Below are 13047 nucleotides of genomic sequence, written 5' to 3'. Positions count from 1 at the left end.
TGGGTGGGTGGGGAAGGACGGTGCTCAGCTCATCGTCAGCAAAGGCGCGTGGGAAACACTCGACTCGCCGGTTAGGCTGGAGGCATGCCGCAGCCCGGACCCGCAAGCGCCGCCGACGCTCCCGCCACCCCGGCGCCCGTCGACGTGGATCGCGTCATGGACTGCGTGCGCCGCCTGGGCCTGCGCTTCTTCCTCGACGACGAGGGCGATATCGGCATCCCCTGGCGTTACGTCACCGTTCACGCCATCTTCCAGGGCGACCGCGCCCTGCAGCTGCGCGGTGTTTGGCACCGCATTGCCGACACCGAGCACTTGGCCGAGTTGCGCCGGTTGGTGGAGGACTGGAACGCCACCCGCATCGGCCCCAAGGCCTACCTGACCATTGCCGACGGCGGAGTGGTGCGCCTGCACGGCGAGGTCACCTACCCGCTTGCCGCCGGCATGACCGATGCGCAGCTGGAGGACTTCATCTTCACCGGCTGCCGGCTGATCGTCGCCCTCATGCGGGAGGCGGAGAACGTGTTCCCCGACCCGATTCGCGGAAGGCTGGAACCGTGAGCCGCCGTCCGGGCCGGCGGTGGACGGACTTCATCGCCCGGCTGTTCGCCAAGTCCTGGGACCAGCGCGTCCCGGCCGGGCAAGACAGCTCAGCCGACGGCCGGCACGGCTCGCGGCAAGCCGGTCGTAGGCTGCGGCGGCCGCGGCCGGTGGAGCTGTCCGATTTCGACATCGACTATCCCGAGCGATCCATGACCGCCTCAACTGCGGCGGACTCGGGTGCACGGGACACCGCCCGCCGCGCCGCAACGGCCCGCCCCGACGGCGAGACAACGGCCCCACTGACGCTGGAGCGGATTGAGGCCATGCTGACCGGTCCCATGGGCTACGGGGTGCGCCGCCACCGCGAGGAGGAGCACGTCTGCCTGCTGGGCACCTGGGACGGCTTCCCCTTTGTCATCGAGATCCCCGAGGGGCACGCGGACTGGCTGCTCGTCTCCGGCGACTGGGACAAGCCGGCCGCGGTGGGGGATCGTGACGAGTTGGCCGCATCCGTCAACGACTGGAACCGTGACAAGTACTTCCCGACCGTAGCCCTGGTGGACACCCCGGCCGGCCCACTGGTGCGTGCCACTTACCTGGTGGGGATGCAGCCGGGCATCACCGATGCACAGCTGCGCCTGCACCTGGATACCGCCCTGTCGGCCTGTACCCAGGCGCTCAGCCAGGTCCGACCCCTGCTGCCCGACCTGTGAGCGCGCAGCATCGGGTCCCGGACCCCAGCCTCCGGGAAGACCTGCCGCGGGCGCAGACGGAGCCACTCGGGCCGCCCGCCGACGACCTCCCCCACCCGCCGGTACAAGTGGCCGTAGTGGGGCCCACCGCCACCGGCAAGTCCGCGCTCGCCCTGGACCTGGCCGACGCGCTGGGCGGCCGTGCCGAGATGGTCAACGCGGATGCCTTCCAGCTCTACCGCGGCATGGACATCGGCACCGCCAAACTGACCGCCGCCGAGCGGCGCGGCTACCCCCACCACCAGCTCGACGTGCTGGATGTGCGGCAAGAGGCCAACGTCGCCTCCTACCAGACCCACGCCCGCGCCGACCTGCGGTCCATCACCGCCCGTGGCAACCGGCCCGTCATCGTGGGCGGCTCCGGCCTGTACGTGCGTGCCGTAACCGACGCCCTCGACTTCCCCGGCACCGACCCCGACGTGCGGGCCGCCCTGGAGGACCGCGCCCGCCGTGAGGGTGCCGCAGCGCTGTGGCAGGAACTGCAGCGGGTAGACCCGGTCGCGGCCGAGCGCATCGAGCCTGCGAACACTCGCCGCATTGTGCGGGCACTGGAGGTGGTGCGGCTCACCGGTCGGCCCTTCTCCGCCTCCCTGCCCCGCTACGCGGACCTGGTCCCCACCGTCCACCTGGCGCTGCGCTGGGACCGTGCCGTCCTGGACGCCCGCATTGACGCCCGCGCGGAGGCCATGTTCGCCTCCGGGCTGCTGGAGGAGACCGAATCGCTGCTGGCGGCCGGACTGCGGGAGGGGCCTACCGCCCCGCGTGCCATCGGCTATGCCCAGGCCATCGCCGTCCTCGAGGGACGTATGTCCATGTCGGAGGCTGTTTCCGCCACCGCCGCCGCCACCCGCAAGCTCGCCTCCCGGCAGATCAAGTGGTTCCGCCGCGATCCGCGCGTCCACTGGCTGGACGTCACCGCCGCCGCTGGCACCTGGGCCCCCGGGGAGCGCGAGCGCGTGGTCGCCCAGGCGGCACGGCTCGTGCGAGCGGCCGATCAGGATGGCCCGGCCGGACGGCGACAGTCCCGGCAAAGCGATTAGGCGGTTCAGGCGATTTGGGCAATATGGTGTGCCCATGACCATTGCCCCCGGCCTGTCGGGCCGTGCGCTCATCAAGGGCTACGCGACCGGCAACGACCTGCTCCTGCTCGTCGACCCCGAGTGTGAGGTCGCCGTCTCCGCCCCCGACGTGGCCGCCGTCTGCGACCGGCACACCGGTCTGGGGGCCGACGGACTGGTGCGGGTGGTGCGCACCGCGGCCCTGCCCGGCACCGAGGCCTTCCGCGCCGCCGTCCCCGAGGCGGAATGGTTCCTGGATTACTACTCGGCCGCCGGCACCCCGGCCGCCGGCACTGCGGCGGCCTACGGCGACGCCTGCCGCCTGCTGGCGGCCGTCCTGGACGCCGAGGGGCTGATGCCCCTGGCCGACGGCGACTCGGTCACTGTCGGCACCCGCGGCGGCGCCCGCACCATCACCCGCCTCGGCCCGCTGTGGGCCGTGGATACCGGACCCGCCCGCCTGGCCGCCGTGAACGACCCGGCTGCAGACCCGGCAGCCGAGGGCTGGGACACTGCGGTGCGCATCCCCGGCCTGGAGGGGGAGCGGGCGGCGCTCAGCCTGGACCTGTCCGGTCGGCATGCCGTCGTCGCCCTGTCCGAGGAGGCTGAGCTGGACGCCGTTGACCAGTGCGCAGTGGATGCCGGCGAGGCAGTCGCCTACACGCCTGCACCGAACGTGGTCCCGACCCTGGAGCTGGTGGTGCCACTGGGGGAGGACGTCGACCCGGACACCGGTAGGCGTGTGGGCCTGGCCCGAGTGCGGGTGCTGGCCGCGGGAACAGGCACGCCCCACAACAGCGCTGAGGGCTGCGGCGCGGCAGCGGTCGCCCTGCGCGAGTGGACCGGGGACGGGGCACCCGCGGACTACCTGCTGACCCTGACTACCGGCCAGGTCGGTGTGCACGTGGGCGCCGAGCCCCTGGTGGAGGAGACGGCGCTGGTGCTGACCGGGCCGGTGGAACTGGTCGGGCGGACGACCCTTGCCTGAGTGCCCGCCCGCCTTTGCCGACAGGATTGGTGTCAACACACCGGCCCTATGACTATAGCCGTAACCGCCCGCTCCCCGTAGGCTGGGACGGTGTCCGCAGCTGGCGGACGCACCCGAAAACGGGAGGGAATCCAGGTGGCACGCAGCGCTGAGAGCGTCGACCTTCTCAAGTGCTCCTTCTGCGGCAAGAGTCAGAAGCAGGTCAAGAAGCTCATCGCCGGACCCGGCGTCTACATCTGCGACGAGTGCATTGAGCTGTGCAACGAGATCATCGACGAGGAACTGGGCGCATCCGGCTCCGGCGTCCCCCTCGAACTGCCCAAGCCGCAGGAGATCTTCGACTTCCTGAACCAGTACGTCATTGGCCAGGAGGAAGCCAAACGCGCCATGAGCGTGGCCGTGTACAACCACTACAAGCGCGTGCAGATGCGCGAGCGCGCCGTCGCCGAGGGCGATGACCTGGAACTGGGCAAGTCCAACATCCTGCTGCTGGGGCCCACCGGCACCGGCAAGACCCACCTGGCCCGTACCCTCGCCCGGCTGCTCGACGTCCCCTTCGCCATCGTCGACGCCACCGCCCTGACCGAGGCCGGCTACGTGGGCGAGGACGTGGAGAACATCCTGCTCAAGCTCATCCAGGCCGCCGACGGCGACGTCAAGCGCGCTGAGAAGGGCATCATCTACATCGACGAGATCGACAAGATCGGCCGCAAGGCTGAGAACCCGTCGATCACCCGTGACGTGTCCGGGGAGGGCGTGCAGCAGGCCCTGCTGAAGATCATCGAGGGCACCACCGCCTCCGTGCCGCCGGGGGGCGGCCGCAAGCACCCCCATCAGGAGTTCCTGGAGATCGACACCACGAACATCCTGTTCATCGCCGCCGGCGCCTTCTCCGGCATCGAGGAGATCGTCCGCCAGCGCCGCCGTCGTGAGGCCGGGGCGCAGGTCGTCGGCTTCGGCGCCACCCTCGCCAAGGATCAGGGCGAGGACGTGTTCGCCACCCCGGTGCGCCCGGAGGACCTGCACAAATTCGGCCTGATCCCAGAGTTCATCGGCCGGCTGCCGGTCATCGCCACGGTGCATGACCTGGGCGTGCCGGAGCTGGTGCGGGTGATGACCGAGCCGAAGAACGCCCTGGTCTCCCAGTACAAGTACCTGTTCAGCCTGGACGGGGTGGAACTGGAGCTGACCGACGAGGCCATCCGGGCAATCGCCACCCTCGCCCTGGAGCGCAAGACCGGCGCTCGCGGGCTGACCAGCATTGTGGAGGAGGTGCTCGGGCAGGCCATGTTCGAGGTCCCCTCCATGCCGGAGGTGGGGCGCGTCGTCGTCGACGCCGACGCCGTGCGCGGCACGGGCGCCCCCCGCTACGAGCGCGGCAGCGGCACCCTGTCGGCCACCTCCAAGGGCAGGACCCGCACCGCATGAGCGATCCCGCGCCCCAGGTCCCGCCGCAGCTGGCCGCCTACCGCGCCACCATCGACAACCTCGACGCCGCCCTCATCCACCTGCTCGCCGAGCGCTTCCGCTGCACCCGGCAGGTGGGCCGGCTCAAGGCGGACCTGCACCTGCCGCCCTCGGACCCGGCCCGCGAGGAGCAGCAGGTGGCCCGGCTGCGGGCGCTCGCGGAGGAGGCGGGCCTGGATCCGGTGTTCGCGGAGAAGTTCTTCACCTTCATCGTGGCCGAGGTCATCCGCCACCACGAGGCCATCCGCGACGAGTTGTCCGAATAGTCCTCGAGGGTGATGCCGCCCTTTGGCGGCTCACTCCGCGCCGGGTGCGAAGGCCGTCAGCTCCCCGCTGTTCGGGTCGTAGGCGACTATCAGTTCTGAGCCGAACAGATAGAACTGGTCCGCACCGAAGTCGTACCCGTCCAGGCTGATCAGCTTCCCGTCCGCGATGGTCCACATGCCACGTAGCGATACCGTCGACGCCGCCTGCATGGGGGAGGAGTCGGTGAGCATGACCAGTGAGTCGTCATCCGAGATCAGCAGGTACGGCGTGTAGTCGAAGCTGCAGCCCCAGTCCTCCTGCGTGGTGTCAAGCTCGGTCCCGTCTACGAGGAAGGCCACCGTGCAGGTCTCGGCGTCCTCATCGGTCCTGACCTGGGCGCGCGCCCAGCTGAGGTCACCGTCCCTCGCGAGCTTCGTGATCTGCTCGGCGGTGGCGTTCGGGGCGTCGAACAGGCGCGCGGCCCCCAGCGGGTTCTCATCAGCGGCGGCCTCGAAGCTGTCCCTCTCCTTTCCGGTTGGAGAAAGCAGCGTGTAGCGCCCAGTGTCGTGGTCAACCTTGACCCAGCCGTCGGCAAGAGCACCTAGGCCGTACGTGTCACCGAGGTCGAAGTCGATGACATCGCCGGTGGCGAGGTCCACCGCCTTGCTGGGGGAGACGCTCACGTAGGCGACCTGGTCGTCCTGATAGACGCGGGACGGGTCCGGGTATGCTGCGGGCTGGTCGGCGAAGATGTTTTCGGGCTCGTCTATTTGCTGTTCCCACAGGGCGGTGCTCGGGTCGTCGGCGGCCCAACTGGCGCAGGTGCCGTCGTATGTGCACAGCAAGGCGTAGTCGTCCAGAAACTCCGGGGCGTGACGGGAGTCCCACGGGGCGGTGTAGGCGCCGCCGTCGGACGTCTTCAGCAGGGTGCCGCCGACGACGAGGTAGTCGCCCCAATACTCGAAGCGAAACTCATCGGTGTCTACTTCCACCTCAACGTTCCACTGCTCCTGCGGGGCGCCGTCGGCGGTGTCGTAGGCGGCAACGCTCCACACCCCCGGCGAATCGGTGGGGGAGGCGACGGCGAGTTGGCTGCCGCTGCCCCGAACGTAGGAGCCCGTCTCCAAGTCCAGGGACCAGGTCTGGTGCGAGCCCTCCGCCCAATCGGCGGAAACGGCGGACGGGGCGGTGCCATCCGAATTACGGGAACGCAGCAGCGCACCGATGCCGACGCCGGCGGCCACCAGGACGATGACGCCCAGGACCGCCCCGATGATCAGCGGCATACGGTTCTTCTTGGCCGGCGGCCCTGCGGGCGCGGGCGGTTCCGGAGAGTAGCCGACCGCTCCCTGGCTCTGGGGCGTGGGCTGAGGCGCGGCGTAGGGATCGGTGCTGGACTCGGACTGGTGCGGGGGAGGGACGGGACTCACGGGGCGAAGCTTACAGCCGGCCCGTCGCATGTCGGTGGTGAGCGGGATCAGGGCGCATATGCAGGGGAGCCCGTCGCCAACCACCGGCACCTGGTTGATGAGAGGGGGCCGGCCCAGCCGGTCTTCCAGGATGGCGGGCGAGCCGTTCTTCCCGCCTGCTGTCACAATGAGCTCCTTCTTGTGGCCGGTGATGTGCAACAGTCCCTCGGAGTCGATCACGCCCAGGTCCCCGGAGCGGAAGCAGCGCTCCGGCGGCTGCCCGGGCCAGGCGGGCTCGTCGTCGGCGAAGGCGGCAGCGGTCCGTCTCCGGTGTTACTCGGTGGCGTGCCCACCCCGCGGCACCCGGTGTCAGGCCCACCTCCGGCATCGGGCACCGGGTCCAGCCCCGACGGTTCGCGTGTGCCTGCCGAACCGTCGCAAGAAGTGCCCAACCGTTGGTGCCGGCTGACGTCAAATCACGACCTTGGGGTACGTTCCACGACCACCCCGGGGTCGTGGAACGTACCCCAAGGTCGTAAACCGTCAATCGGCGCCCCGCCCGAACCCTGCCGACGGCAACCGGCTACACATATCCCAAGCGGGAGGGGCTGCAAGACGGCGCCCGGCCGTCGTCTCGACCGGTCTTGGTGCGTGAGCACCGGTCCCGGTGAGGCGGGGGCCGTTACACCCGCGTGTACAGCTCGTCGATCTCCTTGGCGAAGCGCTTGGTGGCCTCGGCGCGGCGCATCTTCAGCGAGGGGGTGAGCAGGCCGTTGGCCTCGGTGAAGTCGCCCGGCAGCACCGTGAAGGTGCGGATGGACTCCGCCCGGGAGACCGCCTCGTTGGCGCGGGCCACCGCCCGCTCCAGGGCGGCGCGCACGCGCGGGTCCCGGGCGGCGTCGATCGGGTCCATGTCCGGCAGGCCGTGGCTGGACAGCCACAGCGGCAGCATCTCCGCGTCCAGCGTGACCAGGGCCCCGATGCACGGCCGGTTCTCGCCGACCACGAGCACCTGGCTGACCAGCGGGTGTCCGCGCAGCCGGTCCTCCAGCACGGCGGGAGCCACGTTCTTGCCGCCCGCGGTGACGATCAGCTCCTTCTTGCGGCCGGTGATGTGCAGGAAGCCGTCGGCGTCCAGGGAGCCGATGTCGCCGCTGCGCAGCCACCTGGTGCCGGCCGCCTCCGGGGCGCTCGCGGCCGCTGAGCCCGGCTCCGCGGCGGCGTCGGGCAGCGTCACGAAGGCCTCCGCCGTCGCCTCGGGGTTGTTGTGATAGCCGCGGAATACGCCGATGCCGCTGATCAGCACCTCGCCGTCGTCGTCCAGGCGGACGGCGGTGCCCGGAAGCGGCAGGCCCACCGAGCCGATGCGGACGGCGTCGGGCAGATTGACCGTGCAGGGCGCGGAGGTCTCCGTGAGCCCGTACCCCTCCAGCACCGTCACCCCGGCGCCGCGGTAGAAGTGGCCCAGCCGCTCACCCAGGGGACCGCCGCCGGAGATGACATGGGTGACATGGCCACCCAGCAGACTGCGCAGGGTGGAGAACACCAGCCGGTCGAAGGCGGCTCGCTGGGCGCGCAGGCCGCGGCTCGGCCCGGCCGGGGTGTCCAGGGCCCGCGAGTAGGCGATGGCCGTCTTCGCGGCCAGGCGGAACACCTTCTGCTTGGCGCCGGTGGCCCGGGCATCGGCCGCGTTGTAGATCTTCTCGAACACGCGCGGCACCGCCGGCACGAAGGTGGGGCGGAAGGAGGCCAGGTCGGTGACCAGGTTCTTCACGTTGGGGGCGTGTCCCAGCACGCCGGCCGAGGAGCACACCACCGCCATCTGCACGAACCGGCCCAGCACGTGCGCCAGCGGCAGGAACAGCAGCGTGCGCGTCCCGGGCGCCTCCAGCACCTCTGGGACGTGGGCACAGGCGTTGACGCACAGATGGACGAGGTTGCCGTGGGTGAGCTCGGCGCCCTTGGGGCGGCCCGTGGTGCCGGACGTGTAGACGATGGTGGCCAGGTCCGTGCTGGTCATGCGGGCGGTGCGGGCGTCCAGTTCGGCGGGCCGTACCTCTTTGCCGACGGTGATGAGCTCGGTGACCGCCTCCCGGGCCAGACTCAGCACCCGCAGGTCGGCCAGGACCGGATCCTCAGCGGCGAGTGCGCTCAGCATGGTCTCCATGGGCTGGTCCTCGACAACCACCAGCCGCACGGCCGCGTCGGTGAGGATCCAGCGGGCCTGCTCCGCGGAGGAGGTCTCGTAGATGGGGACGACGACGAGGCCGGCCTCCCAGGCGGCGAAGTCCAGCAGCGTCCACTCGTAGCAGGTGTGGGCCATGATGCCGAGCGCGTCCCCCGGCTGCAGGCCGACGGCGATCAGGCCGGCCGCGACCTCGCGCACCTGGTCGCGGAAGGCCTGTGCGGACATGTCGCGCCAGCGGCCGCCCACGGAGGACTTGCGGGCGATCAGCGGACCGCGGGGGTTGGTGCGCACCCGCTCGGCCAGCGCCCACGGCGCCGTCATGGCGGCGTGCAGCGGCACCAGCAGCGGGGTGGAGCACTCCTTCGGGGCGGTGACGTCGGCGGGCGCGCCCGCCGCGGCGTATGCGGTTTCCTCACTCATTCCTGCGGCCCCTTCTTCGTGGTGGAGTAGATCTCGGCGATGACCTCCGCGTAGGTCTCCATCACCAGGTTGCGCTTGACCTTCAGGGAGGGGGTCAGCAGGCCGTTGGCCTCGGTGAAGTCGGAGGTGAGTACCCGGTAGGTGCGGATCGACTCGGCGCGGGAGACCGCCCGGTTGGTGCGTGCCACCGCCCGGTCGAGGGCGGCCAGCACCTGCGGGTGGGTGGAGGCCGCGATGACGTCCATCTCGGGCAGGTTGTGGTTGACCAGCCACTGCGGCAGCATCTCCTTGTCCAGGGTGACCAGGGCGGAGATGAAGGGCTCGCCGTCGCCGATCACCAGCACCTGGCTGACCAGCGGGTGCCCGCGCAGCCGGTCCTCCAGGATGTTGGGGGAGACGTTCTTGCCGCCGGCGGTGACGATCAGCTCCTTCTTGCGACCGGTGATCCGCACCCAGCCGTCGGCGTCGATCGAGCCGATGTCCCCGGTGCGGAACCAGCCGTCGTCGGTGAAGGCCGCGGCGGTCGCCTCGGGGTTGTTGTGGTAGCGGGAGAACACGCCCAGGCCGGTGACCTCGAGCTCGCCGTCCTCCCCGACGCGCACCCGGTTGCCGCACACGGGCGGGCCCACGGTGCCGATCTTGTTGTGGATGTCCAGGTTGACGGCGGTGGGGCCGATCGTCTCGGTGAGCCCGTATCCCTCCAGGATGATCAGGCCGATGCCCCGGTAGAAGTGGCCCAGCCGCTCGCCGAGCGGGCCGCCGCCGGAGATGGCGTAGCGGGCGTTGGGACCCAGCAGGGAGCGGATGGTGCGGTAGACGAGTCGGTCGGCCACCGCATGGGCCGCCCGCAGCTGTCGGGACGGGCCCGCGTCGGTGTCCAGGGCGCGGGAGTAGGCGATCGCCACCTTCGCCGCCCAGCGGAAGGTCCGCAGCTTGGCACCGGAGCCGGCCTTGGCGTCGGCGGCGTTGTAGATCTTCTCCATCACGCGCGGCACCGCCAGCACGTAGGAGGGGGCGAAGCCCTTAAGATCGGGCAGCAGCGTCTTGACGTCGGGGGTGTGGCCGAGCACGCCGTTGCCGGCGATGGCCAGCAGCTGCAGGAACCGGGCATAGGCGTGGGCCAGCGGCAGGAACAGCAGCAGCCGCGTGTCGGGGGAGTTGAGCAGCTCCGGGATCCACCGCACACCGTTCCAGCCCAGGCCGGCGGCCTGCCGGTGGGTGATCTCCACGCCCTTGGGGCGGCCGGTGGTGCCGGAGGTGTAGATGATCGAGTAGACGTCGTCACAGGTCAGGGCCTCCGAGCGGGCGTCCACCTGCTCCAGCGGCACGCCCTGCCCGGCCCCAATGATCGTGGCGATGGCGTCATGGTCCAGGGACAGCACCTTCACGGCCGCACCGGGGCGGACGGCGGCGTATGCGGCGGCGGCGCCACGCACCAGCTCCGCCAGCACCGCGCTCTCGGTAACCACCAGGCGGACGTCGGCGTCGGCAAGGATCCACTCCACCTGCTCGGCGGAGTCCGTCTCATAGATGGGCACCGAGACCAGGCCGGCGCGGGCGATGGCCATGTCCAGCAGCGTCCACTCATACGAGGTGCGGGCCATGATGGCCACCGACTGCCCGGCCTGAAGCCCCATGCCGATCAGCCCGGAGGCGACCCTGGCGACATCCTCGCCGAAGGCGTGCGCCGTGACCTTCACCCACGAGTTGCCCAGCTGCGCCTTGCGCTCGATCAGGGTGGCGTAGGGGGTACGCGCAATCCGGTCCGCCAGCAGCCACGGCACGGTCCAGGTCGGCTCCGGCTCCTTGATCAGGGGGCTGACGGCGATGCCGTCAACGGCGGCGGGGCTGCCCGCCTCGGAGGCGACGCCGGTGGACATGGGGGCTGAGGAATGTGGGGCCACTGCGTTATTCTTTCAGGTAGGGGGCCGGTTGTGCGCGGATCGGAGCGACGAAACCGGCAAGGGGCGTTGGAGGATTTCTCCAACCGGCATGTGGGGCCGTGATTGCTCACGGCATGGAGGCGTCCTCGGCCGAGTCAAGACCGTACGCCGGCCGGCCCGCCGTAGATGGCATCGACGTCGGCCGCGAAGCGCTGCAAGGCCACGCTGCGACGCACCTTCAACGACGGGGTGAGCAGACCGTTGGCCTCCGTGAAGTCGACCGTCAGCACCCGGATCTCGCGGATGGACTCGGCGCGAGACACGTGCCGGTTGGCGCGCTGCACCGCCCGGTTCAGGGCCGCCAGCACCTGCGGGTGGGCGGCGGCCTCGGCCACGGGCATCGGCTCCAGGCCGTGCATACGCAGCCATGACGGCAGCATCTCGGCGTCGAGTGTGATCAGCGCGGACACGAACGGGCGCTGCTCGCCGACCACCACCACCTGGCTGATCAGCGGGTGGCCGCGCAGCGCGTCCTCCAGCGGCGCCGGGGAGACGTTCTTGCCGCCGGCGGTGACGATGACGTCCTTGGCACGACCGGTTATGGTCACGTAGCCGTCCCGGTCCAGCGAGCCCAGATCCCCGGTGCGGAACCAGCCGTCCTCGGTGAATGCGGCCGCCGTCGCAGCCGGGTCGCGGTGGTAGCCCTGGAAGACGGACGGTCCCCTGAGCAGGATCTCCCCGTCGGCGGAGATGCGTACCGCCATCGGCGGCAGCGGCGGGCCGACGGTGCCGATCTTGGACAGCCGCGGCGTGTTGACCGCGATCGGGCCGACCGTCTCGGTCAGCCCGTACCCCTCCAGGACGGGGATGCCCAGGCCCCGGTAGAAGTGGGCCAGGCGCGGGGACAGCGGCGCGCCGCCGGAGATGATCCAGTCGGCATTGTCACCCACCAGGGCGCGGATGCGCCGGTACACCAGCCGGTCGGCGGCGGCCCGCTGCGCGCGCAGGCGGTGGGAGGGCCCGGCCGGGGTGTCCAGCGCCCGGGAGTAGTCGACGGCGACCTTCGCCGCCCAGCGGAAGATCCGCCGGGCGCCGCCGTTGCCGGCGCGGGCATCGGCCGAGTTGTATATCTTCTCCAGCACCCGGGGCACCACCAGCAGGTAGGAGGGGCGGAAGGAGGCCAGGTCCGACAGCAGATTCTTGGTGTCGGGCACGTGCCCCATGATGCCCTCCCCGGAGATCTGGAAGACCTCCAGGAAGCGGGCGAAGACGTGCGCCAGCGGCAGGAACAGCAGCAGCCGCGAGTCGCGGCCCATGCCGATCTCCGGCATCCACAGGTGCGCGTTGGAGCACAGGTCGGTGAAGTTCCCGTGAGACAGGACCGTTCCCTTGGGGGAGCCGGTGGTGCCCGAGGTGTACACGATGGTGGCGATGGACGCGGTCGTCAGGGAGTCGGCGCGTGCCTCCACCTGCTCGCGCGGCACGTCTCGGCCGGCCTCGCTGATCGTGTGCAGCGCGCCGGTGTCCAGGGACAGCACCTCCATGCCGGTCTGTTCCAGCGAGGCCGCGGCGGCGCGCACCAGCTCCGCGGTGGTGATCGACTCGGTGACCGCCAGGCGGGCCTCGGCATCGGCGAGCACGTAGGCGATCTGCTCGGCCGAGCTGGTCTCGTAGATGGGTACGGGCACCAGCGCCGCCGTCCAGCAGGCGAAGTCCAGCAGCGTCCACTCGTACCGGGTGCGCGACATGATGGCCACCCGCGCGCCCGGCTGCAGCCCCATGCCGATCAGGCCGGCGGCGATGGAACGGACGTCGTCGTAGAACTCCTGCGCGGTGATGGTATGCCAGGCCTCGCCGATCTCCTGCTTGCGGGCGAGCAGCGGCCGCGCGGCGGAGCGTCGCACCCGCGCCTGCAACAGCGAGGGGATGGTGGTGTGCTCATCGATGCGGATGAGGGTGGGGGCCTGCCATTCAAGGGCGCCCACCGGCCGCTCATCGGCCGAGGCGGCCTCCGGGCAGTTGGTTGCGGGCGGTGCCGCCTCGGGATGGGACGCCGCGGAGTCCGCGGAGTTGGAGGTCATGGTGCTCCTCTTCCT

The 13047-nt window shown here is 70.8% G+C and carries 10 protein-coding genes; 6 read left to right on the top strand and 4 right to left on the bottom strand.

The window, feature by feature from the left end:
• Positions 1–84 precede the first annotated feature (84 nt).
• The 6 genes from BLR49_RS00960 (at position 85) to BLR49_RS00935 (ending at position 5071) form a co-directional block, all read left to right on the top strand.
• Positions 85–558, top strand: coding sequence for a type III secretion system chaperone family protein (locus tag BLR49_RS00960; protein ID WP_092532054.1), 474 nt, complete (start codon positions 85–87; stop codon positions 556–558).
• Entirely contained in the window at positions 555–1253 is a 699-nt protein-coding gene (locus BLR49_RS00955; RefSeq protein WP_245690273.1) for a type III secretion system chaperone family protein, read from the top strand. The genes BLR49_RS00960 and BLR49_RS00955 overlap by 4 nt, the downstream gene beginning before the upstream one ends.
• Before the next feature lie 116 nt (positions 1254–1369).
• Positions 1370–2332 (top strand): tRNA (adenosine(37)-N6)-dimethylallyltransferase MiaA, encoded by a 963-nt coding sequence (miaA, locus tag BLR49_RS00950; protein WP_245690271.1) that lies wholly within the window; start codon positions 1370–1372, stop codon positions 2330–2332.
• Between the two features lie 34 nt (positions 2333–2366).
• The gene (locus BLR49_RS00945; RefSeq protein ID WP_092532051.1) at positions 2367–3338 is read left to right on the top strand and encodes a diaminopimelate epimerase; all 972 of its coding nucleotides are present in this window, start codon (positions 2367–2369) and stop codon (positions 3336–3338) included.
• A gap of 135 nt (positions 3339–3473) precedes the next feature.
• Positions 3474–4766 (top strand): ATP-dependent Clp protease ATP-binding subunit ClpX, encoded by a 1293-nt coding sequence (clpX, locus tag BLR49_RS00940; protein WP_092532048.1) that lies wholly within the window; start codon positions 3474–3476, stop codon positions 4764–4766.
• Entirely contained in the window at positions 4763–5071 is a 309-nt protein-coding gene (locus tag BLR49_RS00935) for a chorismate mutase (RefSeq protein WP_092532045.1), read from the top strand. The genes clpX and BLR49_RS00935 overlap by 4 nt, the downstream gene beginning before the upstream one ends.
• A gap of 30 nt (positions 5072–5101) precedes the next feature.
• Here BLR49_RS00935 and BLR49_RS13955 read toward each other — a convergent pair whose 3' ends face one another.
• The 4 genes from BLR49_RS13955 to BLR49_RS00915 form a co-directional block, all read right to left on the bottom strand.
• A complete protein-coding gene (locus tag BLR49_RS13955) occupies positions 5102–6700 on the bottom strand; it encodes a hypothetical protein (protein WP_092532042.1) in 1599 nt (532 codons plus the stop codon).
• A 442-nt stretch (positions 6701–7142) separates the two neighbouring features.
• Entirely contained in the window at positions 7143–9068 is a 1926-nt protein-coding gene (locus BLR49_RS00925; RefSeq protein WP_092532039.1) for an AMP-dependent synthetase/ligase, read from the bottom strand.
• Positions 9065–10948 (bottom strand): AMP-dependent synthetase/ligase, encoded by a 1884-nt coding sequence (locus BLR49_RS00920; RefSeq protein ID WP_092532036.1) that lies wholly within the window; start codon positions 10946–10948, stop codon positions 9065–9067. The genes BLR49_RS00925 and BLR49_RS00920 overlap by 4 nt, the downstream gene beginning before the upstream one ends.
• A 158-nt stretch (positions 10949–11106) precedes the next feature.
• A complete protein-coding gene (locus BLR49_RS00915) occupies positions 11107–13032 on the bottom strand; it encodes an AMP-dependent synthetase/ligase (RefSeq protein WP_092532033.1) in 1926 nt (641 codons plus the stop codon).
• Between the last annotated feature and the right edge of the window lie 15 nt (positions 13033–13047).

The sequence above is a fragment of the Actinomyces ruminicola genome (assembly GCF_900103885.1).
Classification (GTDB): Bacteria; Actinomycetota; Actinomycetes; order Actinomycetales; family Actinomycetaceae; genus Actinomyces; species Actinomyces ruminicola.
Note: the sequence above shows the minus strand (reverse complement) of the source record. Positions and strands in the feature narration are given on the sequence as shown.

What these genes read in the sequence shown, in the direction of transcription:
- BLR49_RS00960 (WP_092532054.1), top strand. Translation starts at nt 85, where the DNA reads ATGCCGCAGCCCGGACCCGCAAGCGCCGCCGACGCTCCCGCCACCCCG.
- BLR49_RS00945 (WP_092532051.1), top strand. Translation starts at nt 2,367, where the DNA reads ATGACCATTGCCCCCGGCCTGTCGGGCCGTGCGCTCATCAAGGGCTAC.
- BLR49_RS00935 (WP_092532045.1), top strand. Translation starts at nt 4,763, where the DNA reads ATGAGCGATCCCGCGCCCCAGGTCCCGCCGCAGCTGGCCGCCTACCGC.
- BLR49_RS00925 (WP_092532039.1), bottom strand. Translation starts at nt 9,068, where the DNA reads ATGAGTGAGGAAACCGCATACGCCGCGGCGGGCGCGCCCGCCGACGTC.
- BLR49_RS00920 (WP_092532036.1), bottom strand. Translation starts at nt 10,948, where the DNA reads ATGTCCACCGGCGTCGCCTCCGAGGCGGGCAGCCCCGCCGCCGTTGAC.
- BLR49_RS00915 (WP_092532033.1), bottom strand. Translation starts at nt 13,032, where the DNA reads ATGACCTCCAACTCCGCGGACTCCGCGGCGTCCCATCCCGAGGCGGCA.